Here is a 17,674-nt window from a genome sequence, read left to right as displayed (position 1 = left end):
ACCGATTTAAATCACTCGCAACACGAAATTCATTATTTTCGTGCTGACCTGGGAATATAGTCATACTTTCGTGTGCTAACCGATCGTTTGGTCGACCCGGTGGTGGTGACCTGGGGCGGCGCACCATTTCATCCGGTCGTACTGCAGAGTAGGGGACCTTACCCTGCAGTAAGGCCTCATCGGATGGCGCTCCGTCGGGTCCCACCACCAGTTCGGAGACACTCCGTGCCGCGCCTAGACTGGTGCCCCATGAAGTCCATGATTGCGCCGATCCTGCTTGTGGCCACCGCCCTGCTCCAGTCCATGGGCTTGTTCCCCTATCACGGTGACGGCATCACGCTGGCGGGGCAGTTGCTGTTCCCCATCCTGTTCGCGCTCCTGGCCATGTACCTCTCCACCAAGGGCACACCGGGCGCATTCGCCACGGTGCACCTGGTGATTTTGATTGCCGCGGCAATCCTGCTGATCCTGTCCCTGGTCGGCATGAACATGACCCTCCCCCAGCTCTACCCGACCATGATCCTGTACTACATCGCCTTCCTCCTGGCGGCAGTGGAGTGCGGCCTACGGATCGCGGGGATGCCCAAGAAACGTCGCCCCCGGGACCGTGAAGAGATCAGCGATTCGGAAACCACGGTCTAGGCGTTGCGCTTTGACAGCGTGATCGTGGCCGGGGGCCGCTCCTCTCGATTGGGAGGCACCCCCAAGGCCGCACTTCGCAGGGGCGGGGAAAGCCTGGTCGAGATCACGGTGCGTGCCGTGGGTGCGGCCGGCAGCGCCGTCGTGGTGGGCCCCGATGACCTGCTCGTACCGGGGGCCACCCTGCGGACCCGCGAGGACCCCCCGTTCTCGGGGCCCGCGGCGGCCATAGCGGCGGGCCTGGATCTGCTGGGGCGGCAACCATCCCGTGCGGCATGGACCGCCGTCCTGGCCTGCGACATGCCGAACGTCGCCGGGGCCGTCCACGCACTCGCCGACGCCGCTCGCGGCCTTCCGGAGGACGCGGACGGTGTGATCGCCGCGGCCGCCGACGGGCACCGCGAGAACCTGGCGGTCCTGATCCGCACCGAGCCGCTCGCCGCGGTTTTCTCCCAAGACACCGCACGTGACCGGTCCGTGCGATCGTTCTGGAAACATCTGCGCTTGATGGAGGTACGTGCCCCGGAGGGCAGCACGCAGGACGTGGATACGTGGGAAGATGTGTCCAGGTTCGATCTGCACTGAATCCACACGGCAAGGAGATGGCATGCCCGGACTTCCCGGCCCGCACGAGCACTTCAACCAGGACGACGACCACACGCCTCCGGAGACCGAGGGGCAGGAGCCCACGCACCGCTGGGCCAGCTGGAACGAGGCGCGAGAGATCGCCCACCGGATTCCCGATGCGCTTCCCAGCAGGTTGCTGCCCCTCACGGAATCCCTGGGTGAGACGCTTGCCGAACCCATCACCGCCATCATGCCCGTGCCGCATTACGCCTCCGCCGCCATTGACGGGTGGGCCGTGGCCGGTGAGGGCCCGTGGCGAATCCGCACCCCTCAGCCGGCGGAAACCGACGAGCGGCTCCTGCTGACCCTTCCGCCGGATGAGCGCATCCTGCCCGTGGTGGAACTGCGCCCCGGTGAGGCCACGCAGGTGAGCGTGGGGTCGGCCGTGCCCGTGTACACCAAGGCGGTGCTGTCCAACCACCGCGGCCACGTGGTTCCCGCGCAGGCTCCGGTGGAGCACATGGAGGAATACGTCCCGCAGGAGGGTGACACCCTGGAGGACGCGACACCTGCGGCGTCGCTGATCCAGAACCAGGACGTCCGTGCCCTGGGACAGGAAATTTCCGAGGGTGACGTGCTGTTGCGTACGGGCTGTCACCTCAATCCCGCGCACGTCGGGCTGGCCGCCAGCGCCGGCCATGACATGCTCCCGGTGCTGCGCCGCCCCCGCGTGACCGTGCTGTTGGGATTCGCGCACGTCGTGGAGGACGGAATTCCCGGTCCGGGAGAGGTCCGCGACGTTCTGGGGCCACAGATCCCGGCGATCCTGCATCAACTCGGTGCCAACGTGGACCAGGTGCGCCGTGTGCCCGACGGCGCCCAGGGGGTTCTCACGGCCCTCACCGAGGCGCCTTCCGGCGCGGGGTCGTTGCTGGATGCCCGAGCGGAGATCGTGGTGACCACCGGTGGCACCGGCCATGGTGAGGACGATCATGTGCGTGCGGCTCTCACCGAGTTGGACGCCCACCTGATCATTGACGGCCTGGCCCAGGAACCCGCCCACGGCGTGATTGTCGCTCAGCTCCCGGATGACGGCCCCCTTGTGCTGGCACTCCCCGGTAGCCCGTTGTCGGCCGTCACGGGTTTGTTGACCGTGGGTCACGCCCTGATCGCCGGCGCCACGGGTGAGCCGTTGCCCGAGGTCCGCGCCGCCACCTCCGGTGCCACCCTGGAGAAAACGGGCCGTGTTCTCGTGATTCCCGCCTATTTCCAAGAAGGACGCGTGCTGCCCGAGCCCGCAGTGGGCCCGGCCATGCTGTCCGGCATGGCCCACGCGGACGTTCTCATGGTGGTTCCCGCCGAGGGTCTGCGGCCCGGTCAGGACGTCAAGGTACTGGGGCTCCCCTGGCGCCGGTAACCAACCTTGATCACCCGCGGCGCTCCTCCGGTGCGGAGGGGCGCCGCGGCGTTTCAAGGGTGGCGGGATCGGCCGCGATGTCCGCGTCGATCTACGGGGCGCTCCGGTTCGGGTGACCGGGCCGACCGGTCAGGCCGCCGTGACGAAGAAGGTGATGGCCCCGATAATGAACACGCTCGCGGCCAGCAGCGCACAGGACAGCTCAATGATGATGCCGAGGCCGGCGGCCTTGAGCGCCACCCACGAGGTGTCCAGTGCGGTCCGGACATTGCGATTGCGTACCGTTTCCGATGCCAGCAGCCCCACGATGAAGCCGATCACCAGGCCCAGCACCGGAATCACGAACATGCCGATCACGGCACCTATCACGCCGAACAGGAGCGTGCGGTTGGGGATCGCGCGGCGTTTGAGGCGGGAGCCCGTGAGAACCAGGCTCGCGGACATGCCCGCGAGCAACAGGGTGCCCCCTAGAGCGAGGACCACCCAGCCCTCCACGGATTGCAGGACCACCGCCCAGATGATCAGACCGATCAATGCGGTGATGGAACCCGGCAGCACCGGAATGACGATGCCCAGGCATCCAATAATGATGAGTACCGAGGTCACGATGGTGGCGATAATCTCCGGGGTCACCGTCATATCGTACGGCCCCGGCGGGCGAACTATACTTGCATCCAAGTTGCCAATTTTCGTGGATCGGATGGACGGTGCCCACTCTCATCAAACCCCAGGACCCTGCCCCCGCCTGGACGAAGCACGGGAGGTCATGGCACCGCATCGCAGGTAAACCCGTGCGCTGGTGGATGATCGCGCTGCTCCTAGTGATTGGTTTTCACCGATGGATCCCCGATACGCGGTGGCTCATGGTGCACATGGTGACCCTGGGGTTGATCACCACCTCGATCATGGTGTGGTCCCAGCACTTCACCGAGGCACTGCTGCACCATCGCCTCCCCGACAACGAGCGACCGCGCCAGGTTCTGCGGATCTACGGCGTCACGGTGGGCACCCTGGTGCTGATGGTGGGCATCCTGGCGGACTGGTGGTGGCTCACCCTGGTGTCCGCAACGGTCATTGGCGGTGTGCTCACGTGGCACGGGGTGTCACTCTTGGGCCAGGTGCGTACAGCCCTTCCCGCCCGGTTCGGCATGACCGTGCGGTGGTACGCCGCGGCGGCATTCTTTCTGCCGCTGGGAGCGATCTTCGGGGCGATCCTCGCGTTGGACCTGGCCGACCCCTGGCACTCGCGGTTCCTCCTGGCCCACCAGAGCATCAACATTCTGGGCTTCGTGGGCCTCACGGTCTCCGCGACCCTGCTGACCCTGTGGCCCACCATGGTGCGCACACGCATGGAGGACACGGCCACCACCCTGACCCGCATGGCGTTACCCGCCATGGCCGCGGGCAGCCTGGTGGCGGCTGGTGGCTCACTGGGCGGCTGGGTTCCCGTGGTGATCCTTGGACTGCTCTGCTATGCCACAGGGGTCGGTGCGATCGGTTGGATCATGATCCGCACCGGCAGGCGGAAACCACCCGCGGGCTACATGGGCTGGTCCGTGGCCTCCGGAATCGCGTGGCTGTTCTTCACGGTGGTGCTGGCGCTCATTCTGGTGGCGGTCCAGGGCGTACACACCAGTGCGATGAGCGCCCTGACCATCCCGTTCGTGGCCGGTTTCCTGCTGCAGACCCTGCTCGGTGCCATGAGTTACATCCTGCCGTCGACCATGGGCGGTGGCCCCGCCACGGTGCGCGCCTCCTTGACCGCCATCAACCGCGGTGGGATCTATCGAGTCACGGTGTTGAACCTGTGCATTGCACTGTTCGCCCTACCCTCCGGCATGTTGCCCTCGTGGGTGCGCGCCCTGGTCTCGATCGTAGGCGCGGTGGCCTTCGCGTCGTTCCTTCCCTTGATGGTTTCCGCCGCCAAAATCTCCGTCGCCGGACGACGCCGCCTCATGGCCCAGCGCGCGGGCGACGGCCGGCCACCCGCGCCGACCAAATCCGACCCCGCCGAGCCCGCCGAACCCGAACGCACGTCCCGTGCACTGCGGCAGCTCGTGGCCGGGGTGCTCACCGTAGTCCTGGCCGTGGGTGCGGGTGTTGCCGTGGCACCGCAGTCGGCGGGGCTCGGGTTGAGCGGTAGCGCCGAGACTGCCGCGCAGGCCACCGGCAACACCACCGAGGTCACGTTGCATGCCTATCAGGACATGCGATTCGACCCGGCAGAAATTCAGGTTCCCGTGGGCGACCGCCTGCTGATCACACTGGTCAATGATGATCCGACCAATGTCCACGACCTGGTCTTTGCCAACGGCGCCACGACCGGCCGTGTGGGCCCCGGCGATACAGCGCACGTGGACGCGGGCATCATCACCGAAGCGCTCGAGGGCTGGTGTTCGGTGATCGGCCACCGGTCCATGGGCATGACCGTGGCCGTGACTCCCGTGGACAGCCACGGCAACCCCGTGGGTGCGGCGGGACACGAGAACCATGGCGTGGGAACGGCGTCGGCGGGGGATGACTCGCACGTCCCGGCCGCGGGAGTGGACTTCAACGCACCGCCCGGGGAGGCTTTCACGGTGCGTGATCCCGCGCTGGAGCCGGCCCCGAACGAAACCGTCCACGAGCTTGCCTTGGACGTCCAGGAAGTGGCCCGTGAGGTGGCACCCGGGGTGACCATGGACGCGTGGACCTTCAACGGTGACTACACGGGGCCCACGCTGCGCGGTACGGTGGGTGACGTGTTCGAGGTGACGCTGACCAACAGCGGAACCATGGGGCACTCGGTGGATTTTCACGCCGGGGACGTTTCACCGGATCAGACCATGCGGACCATTGCGCCGGGTGAATCGCTCGTGTATCGCTTCGAGGCGGCACGATCGGGAATCTGGCTGTACCACTGCTCCACCGCCCCCATGAGCACACATGTCGCGGCAGGAATGTTCGGGGCGGTGATCATCGACCCACCCAACCTGCCCGAGGTGGATCGCGAGTACTTACTCCTGCAGAACGAGACGTACCTGACGGCCCCCTCCGCCGACCAACCCGACCTACCGGAGGGCGTGAACGCCGTGGTGGATCCGGCGGCCATCACCGCCGGGCCGCCGTCGCTGACCATGTTCAACGGCCACGCAACGCAGTACATGCATGAGAAACTGCCCGCCCGACCGGACGAACGCGTGCGGATCTGGGTGCTCGCGGCCGGGCCGTCCAAGGGCACGAGTTTCCACGTGGTGGGCGGCCAGTTCGACACCGTCTACAAGGAGGGTGCGTACTTGCTCTCCCCGTCCAGCTCGGCAAACCCAGAGGGCACCGGCGGGGCCCAGGCCCTGGACCTGGCCCCGGCCCAGGGTGGCTTTGTCGAAATGTCGTTCCCGGAAGCCGGCACGTACACGTTCGTGAACCACTCCTTCGCTGAGGCCGAACGCGGCGCGCGGGGCCAGATCGAAGTGACGCAGTAGCGGGCGGGTGGGAAAGCCCGGGCCGGTGCACTCGCCGGCCCGGGTTCCCTCCCTCCCGAACTACTCGGTCAGGGCACTGCGCATGGTGCGTAGCGCAACGGAGAGCGCAGCGAGTTCGGCACCGGCATCGCCGCCGGAGGACATCTCCTCGATCTCGTCCAGCACGTCACGCAAACGCTCCAACCGGTCCTGGTTCTCGCGCTCCCACGAAGTGACCTTCTCCTCGGCGTTCTCCCCGGGAGATTCCAGAGCCTGTGCCGCGAGGGCCACCAGGGTCGAGTACAGGTCCTCTCGCATGGAGATCCGCGCCATGTTCTCCCACCGGGAGGTCTGCGGCAGCGCGGTGATGCGGTTCAGCAGGTTTTCCAGCCCATAACGATCGAACAGCTCGAAGTAGACCTTGGCAATGGTTTCCACGGTGACGTGCTCATCACCCGCATCCGCCGATGTCGTGTGCTCACCGGCGCGTTCGCCCGCCACCTGGACGCCGCCGGCCTGAGCCAGTCGAGCCACGTCCAACAGGGCGAAGGCGTCGAGGAGTTCGGCCCATTCGACCGCCAGTTCCTTGGGCACTCCCTGGCGCTCAGCCAGCTCGGTTTCCGCGCTGACGCGCTCCTGGGACTGGGCGGCCATGAGCTGCTGCTCACCGAATCGAAGCTGCACGGTGGGCTTGTAGGCGGCCACGAGTTCCTGGATGGTGGCCTCGGAATCGCTGCGGTTGAGGAACCACCGCACCACCCGATCCAGCAGCCGCCGCATGCGCAGGGTCAGCTTGTTCCACATCTCCAGCGGGACATCCGTGCCGAGTTCTGCGTGCCGGGCCACGTAGGGGTCCAGGTCGAAGATCTCCACGGCTGCGGTAAACACCGCGGCGAGATCGGCCAGATCCGCGCCCGAGTCATCGATCACCCGGTACGCGAAGGCGATCCCGCCGTAGTTGATGATCTTGTTCGCCACCATGGTTCCGATGATCTGCTTGCGCAGCGGGTGGGTCTGGATGTCCTCGCCGAACTTCTCCCGGATCTGCAGGGGGAAGTAGTTCTCGAGCGTGGCATCGAACCACGGATCATCCGCCAGGTCACTATTGGTCAGGGCACCGGTGAGCTGGATCTTGGTGTAAGCGGTCAGCACGGAAAGCTCCGGGCCGGTGAGGGAACCGCCCTCTTCCGCGCGGTCACGCAACTGTTCGTCGGTGGGCAGGAACTCGAGCTCGCGGTCCAGATCGACCGTTTCTTCGAGCCAGTGCATCAGTCGGATGAACGTTTCCGCGAACTCGGGGCCGCGGGCGCGCTCCGTGGTCAGCAAGACATTTTGCGCCACGTTGGTGCGCAGCACCAGGTCCGCGACCTCGTCGGTCATGGACTGGATGAAGTCAGCGCGTTCATCCCGATCCAGCTTTCCGGCCTCGACCATGCGGTCGACCAGGATCTTGATGTTCACCTCGCGATCGGAGGATTCCACGCCACCGGAGTTATCGATCGCGTCCGTATTGACCAGCACCCCGTTGCGCGCGGCCTCGATGCGGCCGAGCTGCGTGGCGCCCAGGTTACCGCCCTCGCCGATCACCCTGACGCGCAGGTCCTCGCCGTTGACGCGGATGGGATCGTTCGCCTTGTCACCCACCTCTTGGTTGGTTTCCAGTGAAGACTTCACGTACGTGCCGATGCCGCCGTTGTACAGCAGATCCGCCGGAGCCAGCAGGACGGCGCGCACGAGTTCCTGCGGGGCCATGGACTCCACGCCGTCCTCGAGCCCGAGCGCCTCGCGGACCTGCGGGCTGATCGGCACGGACTTCTCCTGGCGCGAATACACGCCGCCGCCCTCGGAGATCACGGACTTGTCGAAGTCCTGCCACGAGGTACGGCCCGCGTTGAAGAGCCGCTCGCGTTCCTTGTACGACGCCGCGGCGTCCGGGTTCGGATCCAGGAAAACGTCGCGGTGATCGAACGCGGCAATCAACTTGATGTGCTCTGACAGCAACATGCCGTTGCCGAACACGTCTCCGGACATGTCTCCCACGCCCACCACGGTGAAGGCCTCGGACTGGGTGTCCACGCCGAGTTCGAAGAAGTGTCGTTTGACCGACTCCCATGCGCCCCGGGCGGTGATGCCCATGGCTTTGTGGTCGTAGCCGACCGAACCACCGGAAGCGAACGCGTCCCCCAGCCAGAACTTCCGGTCGAGAGAAATGGCGTTTGCGGTGTCCGAGAATGCCGCGGTTCCCTTGTCCGCTGCAACCACCAGATAGGAGTCGTCATCATCGTGACGCACCACCTGGTCCGGGTGCAGCACGGTGTCTCCCTCGGGTGTCTCCGGGGCCTCAGCGGCGTCCTTGGAGGAGTCGTCGGAGACTTCCGCGTTGGGTTCTGCGTCGGAATCGTGGGTGATGTTGTCGGTGAGGTCCAAAAGCGATGCAATGAACAACTTGTAGGCCTCGCGGCCTTCCTCCAGCCACCCCTCGCGATCCTGCTGGGGATCCGGAAGCTGCTTGGGGAAGAACCCGCCCTTGGCACCGTCCGGAACAATCACGGCGTTCTTGACCATTTGGGCCTTGACCAGGCCGAGTACCTCGGTGCGGAAGTCCTCCCGGCGGTCGGACCAGCGCAGCCCGCCACGGGCCACGTGTCCGAAACGCAAGTGTGTTCCCTCCACACGCGGGGACCACACCCAGATCTCGAACCTGGGCCGCGGGAACGGCGCCACGTTGATGGACTGAGGGTCCATCTTGAACGCCATGGTGGGGCGTTGCTTGTACACATTGGTGCGCAATGTTGCTCCCACAATGTTGCTCAGCGCGCGGAACAGTCGATCGGCGTCCAATGACGGTACGTCGTCCAGGTCCTTGTCGAGGCGTTCCCGGGCGGCCTCACACGCCTGCGATCGCTCGGATCGGCCCTCATCCGTGTCAGGGAACCGGGCCGGGTCGAAACGGGCGGAGAAGTACGCGACCAGTTCCCGCGTGGCCTCCGTGTAGTCCAAGAGGGTGTCGGCAATGTACTCGAAAGAATTGGCGTACCCCAATTGCAGCAGGTAGCGCACATAGGCTCGTAGCACGGCAACGGCCCGCCAACTCATGCGTTCCACGAGCACCAGGCGGTCCAGGGAATCGGATTCCGAACGTCCGGAGAGGACCGCGCACAGGGTGTCCTCAATGAGGTCTTCGGTCTTGGCGTCGTCCGGACCGTACGTATCCACACCCTCGGGCAGTTCCACACCAAAGTCGTACAGCTGGAACTCGCGCCCGTCCGCGGGGGTCACGGTGTAGGGCCGCTGATCCAACACGCGCAGACCCATGTTCTGCAGTAACGGCAGCAGCTCCGTGAGCGAGAGCCGCTGCGTCAGGTAGATGTTCAGTCGAACCTGGCCGTTGTGTTCGGCCACCCGCACCTCGGCAGGCAGGTTCGGGTCCCTCCCCCACAGCTCCTCGCAACGCTGCAGGTCCTGGACGGCCTCTTCAATTTCGTAGTCCTCGCGGTAGGCCCCCGGGAAGGCGTGGGTCCACAGCGGGGTCAAGCGAGCGACGTCGGGGGAGTCGAAACCCAACCGAATGGCGCGCGCCAGGGTGTCCGGCCATGAACGGACGGCTGCGCGCAGTCGATGCTCCAAATTCACCTGGTCGAATTCGCGCACTTCACCCGTGTACGGCAACCGGATGCGGAAGAACAGTCGCGCCAAGGATGACGAGGTCAGCCGGACCTCGAAATCAATGGCCTCGGCTTGGAAGACATCCTGCAGTTGTTCCTCGATGCGTTCACGCACGGAGGTGTTGTACCGGTCGCGCGGCAGGAACACCACAGCGGACATGAAACGACCGAACGTGTCCTGGCGAAGGAACAAACGCGTTTGACGGCGCTCGTTCAGACCGAGCACACCGCTGGCGGTCTCGTAGAGCTCGTCCGCCGTCATGTGGAACAACTCGTCGCGCGGGTAGTCCTCGATGATTCCCAGCAGATCTCGTGCGGAGTGGCTGTCCGGTAAGAAACCGAAGCGCTCCACCACCGATTGCACCTTGTTGCGCACCAACGGGGTCTGGTGGGCGGGCACGGAGTAGGCCCGGCGGGAGAACAGCCCCAGGATCAGGTATTCACCGGTGACCGTGCCGTCCTGCGCGAAGGTTCGGATGCCGATGTAATCCAGGTATTCGCGCCGGTGAATCGAGGAACGGCGATTGGCTTTGGTCACGAAAAGTACTTCTCGGTCCCGGGCGTGCAGACTTCCCAGACCGGTGAGCTTCTGCGTGTGTCCCTCGGTGCCTTCTTCTCGCAACAGTCCCAGCCCGGTGTCCGGGCGGGACTGCAGGGCAGCTTCTTCCCCGGCAACGGTGAGGTCGTACCGTTTGATTCCCATGAACACGAAGTTGCCGTCCCGCAGCCAGTCCAAGAACTCGGCGGCGGAGTCGACGTCCGGCAACCGGGAGCCGTCCTCGAACCGGATCTCGTGCAGGCCGGAGAGGGAACGGGCGAGCTCGTCCGTCACGGCGTGCATCTTGTCCTGGTCTTCCTCGACCCGGCGAACGTCCGGAACGAGCCGCCCGCCCAGATAGTTCCTCAGTTCTTCCCGGTCCGCATCGCTCAAATTACGGTGCAGCACGATGCGGATCCACGATTCGATCCGGGATTCTGTGCGGCCACCTCCGCTGGGGTGCGCGGTGGCATCCGCGCCGCGGTCAACCAACGGGATGGCGGTCGTGTCCCCGGACGAGGCCGTCGAGATATTCGGAACCCGCGTCAGCGATTCCAGCTCATGGGTCTGCATGTCACGGGTGGCCAACAGCAGCGGGTGAAGCACCAACTCGGCACCGCCCCATTTGGCAGCAATCTCTGTGTTCAACGTGGACACCAAGAACGGCATGTCATCAGTGACCACGTAGAGAACGGTACTGCCCTGGTCCTCGCGCACGTCAACACACACGTCCCCCGTGGAGCGGATTTTACCCACCTCCCAGTGGGCCGTGGCCAGGGAGGTAAGGCGATCCCCGTTGGCGGCAGCGACGTCGGCGTCGGGAACCGAACGGTAATACTCGTTGATCCACTGTTGCTCGCCGCTCCACTCGGGTCGCTTCCACGTTTGGGGAATGACCTGGGTGTCGGTCGTGTCGGTCGTGTCGGGAGGGGTCACGTCTGCATCACGCCTTTGCTCGCAGTCGATGTGCAATGAACGCACGGCAATCACAAACCGGAACGCGCGCCCACCCGACTCTTACGGCATGACTCGCGCTCGGCCACGTTGCCGAGTCTGCTTCCACCCTAGGGCTCCCCGCCCGCGAGAGCCACTGATCGTGTTGAGCGGGGAGTGAACGTCGCACCGGCCACGGCGACCGCAGAGGCCAAAACCCTCGAGTATCAGGCCCTGGGAGTTGCCGGGATCGGCACCGTCTTCGTCAAGGCCATGCTGTGCAACTGGCTCGTGTGTCTGGGTGTCGTCATGGGTTTGACGTCAAAGGACACCGTGGGGAAAATCGCGGCGATCTGGTTGCCGATCATGGTGTTCTACGGCCTGGGCTTCGAGCACGCCGTGGTCTACTTCTTCATGGTCCCCATGGGCATGTTTATGGGCGCGGACGTGAGCATCGCCGACTGGTGGCTCTGGAACCAGATACCCGTGCTGCTGGGTAACCTTGTGGGCGGCTTCGTCTTCACGGGTCTAGCGCTGTTGCGGGCCTTCCGCCCCGCGCCGAAGGAAGTTCCCGTCAACCACTGATCCGCGGTGGGGTATCCCCGTCTTCGGCTGACCTCACGGGGTAGCCACCCTTAATTCGCGACGCCACCCGGGGCCGACGCCGCCTGCCTCACCTGCTCCACCGTCACGGTCACCACTTCCCCGTTCTCCAGGCTGCGAAGCTTCCGGTTCATGATGTGACCCGCGGTCAGGCGAATGAACGAGCCGTGGCTGACGATCATGACGTTGCGCCCCGGGTAATCGTCAATGATCTGCCGCAGCACCGCGACTCCGCGCGCCACCAGGTCCGCGGTGTGCTCGCCGTGCCGTTCCATGAACGCGTGGCGCTCGTGCTCGCTCATGTGGCTGCAGTCTCGGCCCTCGATGTCGCCGAAGCTGCGTTCGATCAGATCGTCATACATGCGTGACAATTTCAGACCGACTTCTGCGCCGATGATGTCCGCCGTTTCTCGGGCGCGGGACAGCGGTGAGGACACCAACACGTCCCAGTGCTCCCCCGACGCCGCCAGCTCGCGGCCCACGTCACGGGCCTGTCGGCGCCCGGTGTCGTTGAGGGGGATATCGGTGCGGCCTTGCAGCCAGCGAGCGAAATTCCAATCGGTCTGGCCGTGGCGGATCAGGGACAGCGAAGAATCAATCACGGTTCAACGCTACCCGCCGTCACCCGCCCGTCCTGTTCCGCCCCCGCACCACCGCAGGAGAGCAACTGCTCAGGCGCGGCGGTCATCCGTCTCGATATCGATGCGCTCCTTGCGGAGGGTGTCTTCAATGACTTCGGTATGCTCGGCGCGCTGAGCCACCAGCCGCACCCGCTGGTACGGCACGCGCACGGTCCGAACCACAGCCTCCGTGCGGTACAGAATCAGTTCGTCGTCACCAACGGAAAGGTCATGACCGTCCAGGAAAGCCTGGCGTTCATCATCGGAAATGGGTGTCCGCACCACGTCCGGCTCGTCATGGCCAACGGTCACTTCCTGACGGACGGGCTCTTCCACCACGTACTTGCGCAGCCGGAGTGAGCCGGTCTCGCGCCGTTGCCGGTTGATCACCAGACGCTCTTCATGACGAACCACCGATGCGGCCCGGTCATCAAGCATTTCGTCACGCTGCGGGTCACGCGGATCCTGCCCGGGAACGCTGTTCTGTGCTGCCATCCTGACCTCCTGAAAGAGTGTGTTCCCGAGATTATCAGCCGGGTTATGTTCCGGCCTACCGTGTAGCATTTGGAGCTACCCCGGTGGGTCCCGAAAGGATGAGCTGATGAGCTATTCGGATGATGGCAACGGATATTTCACACGTGCCCTGGACGCCGAGGACCGGGGTGAGCTCGCGCAGGCCGAAACCGCATATCGGCAGGCCATTGAGTTGTTCAAGGAGACTCGACAGACCCAGCGTGAACTCGCGGCGTGCCACTACAATCTGGGCCACCTGTACGTGGTCATGAATGTGCGGGACAAAGCCATCACGGAATATCAGCGGTGCCTGGAGTACTTCGGGCAGGTCTCCGACAGCAGTCAGCCCAAGGGCCGCGCGCACTTGATCGTGGGGTCCCTGTTCGTGGAGGACCGGGACTACCCGCGGGCCGAATCCCACTTACTCGATGCGCTCGGGCAGTATTTGGACGCCCCGCACGATCCTCAGGACGAGGCCGAGTGTTACGTGAACCTCGCTCGCGTCTACAACGCCACCAAACGTCGGGCGCAGGCTGTGACGGCGTACAACCGCGCCTTGGACTTCTACCAGGAGACACCGGATTCCCAGCGGGACCAATCGGATTGCTACACCGAGCTGGGCATCGTCTACCAGGATCTGGGCAAACTGGAGGAATCCGCTGCCGCGTACGGAGAGGCCGCCAGACTGCGTCAGCAAAGCACCCACCGCCACCACAAACACAAAAATAAGGGTTCCGAGTCATGAGTTTTCCGCTGATTTTCGGTTGCATGGCCCTGGGTGGGCCGTGGGATCGTTCCGAGATCACCAACGCCCAGTTCGACGCCGCTCACACCGCAGTGCGCGCAGCTCACCGGGCCGGATTCGAGCTGTTCGACCACGCGGACATCTACGCCGCGGGCAAGTCCGAGGCGGTGTTCGGCCGCATCCTCGCTGAGGACCCCGAATTGCGTCAGGGCATCCGGTTGCAGACCAAGTGCGGTATCCGGCTACCGGGCAACACCGGGCCCCAGGACTCCCCGGTTCACTATCGTCTGGATCGTGACACCATCCGAGCAAGCCTCGAGGGTTCATTGCAGCGCCTGGGCGTGGACCGCGTGGAGCGGTTGATCCTGCACCGACCGGATCCCTTGACCACCCTGGGAGAGACAGCCCAGACCCTGGATGACCTACGCTCCGAGGGGTTGATCAACTCCGTGGGGTTGTCCAATATGACCCTGCGTCACGTGGCGGCTTTCCAGCAGGTCCTGAGCACCCCGTTGACCGCGGTTCAACTTCAAATGAGCCTGTCCCACCGTGATTTCGTGGAAACTCAGGTGCTGGGTAATCAGAGCGAAGGCACCGAGTACAACTTCCCCGAGGGCCTGCTGACCCACTGCGCCGCGGACGAGATCGAGGTTCAGGCGTGGGGTGCCATGGCGAACGGCATTTACTCGGGCCGTGGCGCCCCTGAAGGTGACCCGACTGCGGAGGCTACGAGCGGCGTCGTCACGCGCTTGGCCGAACGCATGAATCTCCCTCGTGAGGCCGTGGTGGTGGGTTGGCTACTACGCCACCCGTACGCGATCCGCCCGGTCGTGGGCACTACCAACCCGGAGCGAATCCGGGCGTGCACCCATGCACCTCAGGCCGCCGCGCAGATGACGCACTCGGACTGGTACGAGCTGTGGACGGCCGCCCGCGGACATGCCCTGCCATGAGCGTCTCAGACCTACGGGGTATCCTCCCAAGAGGGGCTTGAGTAGGGCACTAAGTAATTGTTAGTGAACGGTGACCTAGACACGCTTGCCACAAACAGCCCACATGACTATTTTCTTTTGTAAAGAAGCCGTCGCGGGCTGCGACGGTCGACAGGGAGAGTATCCATGAACCGACCTTGGCTTACCCGGACGCCCGGACACGTGGTGTGCAACCCGGACGAGTTCAGTCACCGCACCGACCTTCCCGTGGTGGACGCCACGGCAACCCGGTCGCTAGCGGTCAATGAACTCACCACGGTGCAATTGCGGGTCAACCCCGGCCAGCACCAATTGGTCATCACCCACCGTGACGATCGCTGGGTGGAGACCATCGGTCTTTTCGACGACGCCGCTCCGGATCTTCCGGTCCTCCGGCGCCATCCCAACCCCACCGGTTTCGCCACCGATTTCGAGGTGGGTTGCACGGTGACCTCCCACTCACAGCGCGGATTGGTCAAAACGTTGGCACAGTTGCGTGATCGATTGGACAACGCGCCCTTGGCCGTGTGCGTCCAAGACGCGGACGAGCCCACCGCGATCACCGCGGCGTGCTGTCATGTCGACCCCGTGGAAAACGCCCTCATGTGGTGGACGTGGCGGACGCTGCCCGAATCGGGCTGCGTGATCCGCACCCGGGCGCAACTACACCTCACGGCCGCGCCGCAGGGCGTCGCGGCGTAGCGGGAGCCTCCCGCCACTCTGGGCTCACGCACCGCGCCCCCAGTCCGGACCAAGGGAGCATGGCTCGCTCAGTAGTCCGGTGACGTGAGAAACCGCGCGGGCTCAGAACGGGGACGGTGCCGTGTACGGCTCCAGGAGCTCTCGCTGCTCCTTGGTGATGCGCAGAACGGTCCGGGTTTCCGGCACGAATAACGCGAGCTGGGTCTGGGCGCGAACGCAGGCGGCGTCGTCGGCGGCGTCGACGATTTCAAATCCGAGGGCGAGCGTGGCGGCCTTGGCTGAAACGACCCAGACGCGCACCTCCGTGGGCACGTTGCGGTAGGCCAGCGGGCGCACATACTTGACGCGGTGCTCGGCAATGAGCGCCTGCGTGCCGTCCGGCAGAACCGAGAAGAGCGGGATCTTGGCCGGGGCCACCTGCTCGCCGGTGCCCACGGGCACGCCGAAGGCCGCAATGCGCGCTTCTTCGAGGACCCGCATGACCTCCACGTTGTTCACATGGCCGTACGGGTCCATGTCACCCCAGCGCAGCGGAACCTTGCATATGACGGAGCGTTCCACGTACTCGTTCGATCGCATATCGACGCTCCTCACGTGCGGATGTGTTTCCCTGGCCGGCAGCTCACGTGGTTGCCGGGGATGAATGAGATGATATCCGCGTCCGTGTTGCGATGGAGGTATTCGAGTGACGATCCAGGGGCCCGCCGGAGCCAAACGACGGCGTTGGGCCGCGCGGCTGGCCGCGGTCTTGGTACTGGTCACTGTTGTGTGGCTGGCCGTGTGCTGGGCCGTGTTGGAGCATCCCCGCACCGAGGAACCTGCCACCTCCGACGCTCTGCTCGTGCTCGGCCCCCCGGACATCCAGCGCATGGCCAAGGCGCAGGAACTGATGGAACGTGGCATCGCTCCCGTCCTGGTGATCGCCACCCCCGATGCTGAACCTGGCGACTCGCCGGCTATGGTCCGGTACTACGAGGACAAGGACTTTTGCGCCCCGCGCACCGACTATGAGGTCATATGTTTCAAGCCCAACCCGTCCACCACCCAGGGTGAAGCTATTGAGCTGCGCGACCTGGCCGCCGAGCGCGGTTGGGACACCATCACCGCCGTGACGTTCAAGCAGCACGTACCGCGGGCGCGCATGATTCTGAAACGGTGCTACGGCGGCGAGTTACGTATGGCCGCAACCGATTATGGGTTCACGCCGCTGGGTGCTCTGGGTCAGTATGTGTATCAGAGCGCCGGGTTCGTGAAAGCGTGGCTCACTCCCGGTTGCGAACAACAGCTGCCGGGCAACCCGAAGGAGCTGGATTGAGGGTTCTTATGCGTGTCTGAACACGTTCCTACCGTGGGGCTTCATGAGTGATAATCCCGCGATCGGAGAATTCGTGTTGACCGTGATGCCCCGGTGATGGGTCCGAGCCATGCCGCATGCGGTGCCGCCGCCTGGGTGGCGGTGACGGCTGATTACACCCTGGAATTGGCCGACTTGTCCGTGCCCATTGGATTCGGTGTGCTCCCCGTGGGAGACGCGGGCGTGGTGACTGGTGCGTTGATCTGCGCCGGTGCGGCGTTGTTGCCCGACATCGATCACCCGAGCGGAACCGTGGCGCGATCCTTGCCGCCGTTCTCGGGCTGGCTGTCCCGGATCGTGGCCCGGTTAGCCGGGGGCCATCGGCGAGGCACGCATTCGGTGATCGGACTGCTCGTGTTCACCCTGCTGGCGTGGTTGTCGCAGAACGCCGCACTGCCCATGGGTGATGGGCTGCGGTGGCTGGCTCACTCGAGTGGTGATGGAACCGCTCCGGCCGTTATCGAAGCCCTGCCCGGGCAGGTATGGCCGCTGGCCGCGGTGCTGTCCGTGCTATTGATCGCGTTCGCCGTGAAGGTCCTGGCCTTCCTTCCCGACCGGGTCTCGCACGCCAACTGGTTGGTGGCCCTCGGCCTCGGAGTCGTGGTCGCAACCAATCCCCCGGAGCATCCGTGGTGGTTCGTCATTGCTATCGCACTGGGCTGTGCTGTTCACATGCTCGGGGACATGGTGACCACCCAGGGCATCCACCTACTGTGGCCGTTACGACCTCGGTTGCCGGTACCGACCACGTTCTACCGAGGCAAGTCCTTTGTACGCTTCCCTGTTCTGGGCAAGGCCGGATCCGGCATGGAACTCGCGGTGCTGACGCCCATCAGCCTGTACGCGGCGGTCGGTTTGGTCTGCGCACTCGCCGCATGGGGTGGGGTGACGCTGGGCTGATGCGGTTGCCGCGGGTCACCGTTCACGGTGATTCGCCAAACGCCTCACGCATCGGGTAAGCTACTCA

At 64.9% G+C, this 17,674-nt stretch carries 15 protein-coding genes; 10 read left to right on the top strand and 5 right to left on the bottom strand.

Features of this window, described 5'->3' with window-relative positions; translation table 11 throughout:
• Positions 1–249 precede the first annotated feature (249 nt).
• Genes AC3ENJ_RS11465 through AC3ENJ_RS11455 form a run of 3 tightly spaced genes read left to right on the top strand, consistent with a single transcriptional unit; the run spans position 250 to position 2,623 of the window.
• Complete coding sequence (locus tag AC3ENJ_RS11465) at positions 250–642, top strand: hypothetical protein (protein ID WP_431814149.1); 393 nt, start codon at positions 250–252, stop codon at positions 640–642.
• A gap of 3 nt (positions 643–645) precedes the next feature.
• Positions 646–1,224: a molybdenum cofactor guanylyltransferase gene (gene mobA, locus AC3ENJ_RS11460; protein WP_431814148.1), complete on the top strand. Its 579-nt coding sequence runs from the start codon at positions 646–648 to the stop codon at positions 1,222–1,224.
• A 22-nt stretch (positions 1,225–1,246) separates the two neighbouring features.
• Positions 1,247–2,623 (top strand): molybdopterin molybdotransferase MoeA, encoded by a 1,377-nt coding sequence (locus AC3ENJ_RS11455; protein ID WP_431814147.1) that lies wholly within the window; start codon positions 1,247–1,249, stop codon positions 2,621–2,623.
• Positions 2,624–2,752: 129 nt separating this feature from the next.
• On the opposite strand, the gene AC3ENJ_RS11450 is transcribed toward AC3ENJ_RS11455, so the two are convergent.
• Entirely contained in the window at positions 2,753–3,256 is a 504-nt protein-coding gene (locus tag AC3ENJ_RS11450) for a DUF456 domain-containing protein (protein WP_431814146.1), read from the bottom strand.
• Between the two features lie 74 nt (positions 3,257–3,330).
• On the opposite strand from AC3ENJ_RS11450, the gene AC3ENJ_RS11445 reads away from it, so the two are divergent.
• A complete protein-coding gene (locus AC3ENJ_RS11445; RefSeq protein WP_431814145.1) occupies positions 3,331–6,084 on the top strand; it encodes a multicopper oxidase domain-containing protein in 2,754 nt (917 codons plus the stop codon).
• Between the two features lie 60 nt (positions 6,085–6,144).
• Here the strand turns inward: AC3ENJ_RS11445 and AC3ENJ_RS11440 are convergent, their stop codons facing one another.
• Entirely contained in the window at positions 6,145–11,202 is a 5,058-nt protein-coding gene (locus AC3ENJ_RS11440; protein WP_431814144.1) for an NAD-glutamate dehydrogenase, read from the bottom strand.
• 174 nt (positions 11,203–11,376) lie between these two features.
• On the opposite strand from AC3ENJ_RS11440, the gene AC3ENJ_RS11435 reads away from it, so the two are divergent.
• Positions 11,377–11,784: a formate/nitrite transporter family protein gene (locus tag AC3ENJ_RS11435; protein ID WP_431814143.1), complete on the top strand. Its 408-nt coding sequence runs from the start codon at positions 11,377–11,379 to the stop codon at positions 11,782–11,784.
• 50 nt (positions 11,785–11,834) lie between these two features.
• Here the strand turns inward: AC3ENJ_RS11435 and AC3ENJ_RS11430 are convergent, their stop codons facing one another.
• Both AC3ENJ_RS11430 and AC3ENJ_RS11425 read right to left on the bottom strand, forming a co-directional pair.
• Complete coding sequence (locus AC3ENJ_RS11430) at positions 11,835–12,404, bottom strand: histidine phosphatase family protein (protein WP_431814142.1); 570 nt, start codon at positions 12,402–12,404, stop codon at positions 11,835–11,837.
• Positions 12,405–12,473: 69 nt separating this feature from the next.
• The gene (locus AC3ENJ_RS11425; protein WP_190782006.1) at positions 12,474–12,917 is read right to left on the bottom strand and encodes a YsnF/AvaK domain-containing protein; all 444 of its coding nucleotides are present in this window, start codon (positions 12,915–12,917) and stop codon (positions 12,474–12,476) included.
• A 106-nt stretch (positions 12,918–13,023) separates the two neighbouring features.
• On the opposite strand from AC3ENJ_RS11425, the gene AC3ENJ_RS11420 reads away from it, so the two are divergent.
• From AC3ENJ_RS11420 to AC3ENJ_RS11410, 3 genes are all read left to right on the top strand, one after another.
• Positions 13,024–13,680, top strand: a complete 657-nt coding sequence (locus tag AC3ENJ_RS11420) for a DUF2225 domain-containing protein (RefSeq protein ID WP_190782007.1) — start codon at positions 13,024–13,026, stop codon at positions 13,678–13,680.
• Positions 13,677–14,633 (top strand): aldo/keto reductase, encoded by a 957-nt coding sequence (locus AC3ENJ_RS11415; protein ID WP_431814141.1) that lies wholly within the window; start codon positions 13,677–13,679, stop codon positions 14,631–14,633. Before AC3ENJ_RS11420 ends, AC3ENJ_RS11415 begins: the two co-directional genes overlap by 4 nt.
• Before the next feature lie 165 nt (positions 14,634–14,798).
• Positions 14,799–15,353, top strand: a complete 555-nt coding sequence (locus tag AC3ENJ_RS11410; protein ID WP_190808021.1) for a DUF2617 family protein — start codon at positions 14,799–14,801, stop codon at positions 15,351–15,353.
• A gap of 102 nt (positions 15,354–15,455) precedes the next feature.
• Here AC3ENJ_RS11410 and AC3ENJ_RS11405 read toward each other — a convergent pair whose 3' ends face one another.
• Positions 15,456–15,932 carry an acyl-CoA thioesterase gene (locus tag AC3ENJ_RS11405; RefSeq protein WP_431814140.1) on the bottom strand — a complete coding sequence of 159 codons (477 nt, stop codon included), beginning with the start codon at positions 15,930–15,932 and terminating at the stop codon, positions 15,456–15,458.
• 106 nt (positions 15,933–16,038) lie between these two features.
• Between AC3ENJ_RS11405 and AC3ENJ_RS11400 the strand changes: the two genes are divergently transcribed.
• Together AC3ENJ_RS11400 and AC3ENJ_RS11395 are read left to right on the top strand one after the other, a co-directional pair.
• Positions 16,039–16,668, top strand: a complete 630-nt coding sequence (locus AC3ENJ_RS11400) for a YdcF family protein (protein WP_431814139.1) — start codon at positions 16,039–16,041, stop codon at positions 16,666–16,668.
• Positions 16,669–16,764: 96 nt separating this feature from the next.
• Entirely contained in the window at positions 16,765–17,607 is an 843-nt protein-coding gene (locus AC3ENJ_RS11395; protein WP_431814138.1) for a metal-dependent hydrolase, read from the top strand.
• Positions 17,608–17,674: the final 67 nt, after the last annotated feature.

It is taken from the genome of Kocuria sp. cx-455, assembly GCF_057707085.1.
The sequence above is the reverse complement of the archived record's forward strand: the minus strand, read 5'-3'. Positions and strand labels throughout refer to the sequence as shown.

Bases quoted from the DNA above. Each gene is read 5' to 3' on its own strand.
- AC3ENJ_RS11455 (WP_431814147.1), top strand. From the start codon at position 1,247: ATGCCCGGACTTCCCGGCCCGCACGAGCACTTCAACCAGGACGACGAC.
- AC3ENJ_RS11415 (WP_431814141.1), top strand. From the start codon at position 13,677: ATGAGTTTTCCGCTGATTTTCGGTTGCATGGCCCTGGGTGGGCCGTGG.
- AC3ENJ_RS11410 (WP_190808021.1), top strand. From the start codon at position 14,799: ATGAACCGACCTTGGCTTACCCGGACGCCCGGACACGTGGTGTGCAAC.
- AC3ENJ_RS11425 (WP_190782006.1), bottom strand. From the start codon at position 12,917: ATGGCAGCACAGAACAGCGTTCCCGGGCAGGATCCGCGTGACCCGCAG.
- AC3ENJ_RS11465 (WP_431814149.1), top strand. From the start codon at position 250: ATGAAGTCCATGATTGCGCCGATCCTGCTTGTGGCCACCGCCCTGCTC.
- AC3ENJ_RS11405 (WP_431814140.1), bottom strand. From the start codon at position 15,932: ATGCGATCGAACGAGTACGTGGAACGCTCCGTCATATGCAAGGTTCCG.
- AC3ENJ_RS11395 (WP_431814138.1), top strand. From the start codon at position 16,765: ATGGGTCCGAGCCATGCCGCATGCGGTGCCGCCGCCTGGGTGGCGGTG.
- AC3ENJ_RS11420 (WP_190782007.1), top strand. From the start codon at position 13,024: ATGAGCTATTCGGATGATGGCAACGGATATTTCACACGTGCCCTGGAC.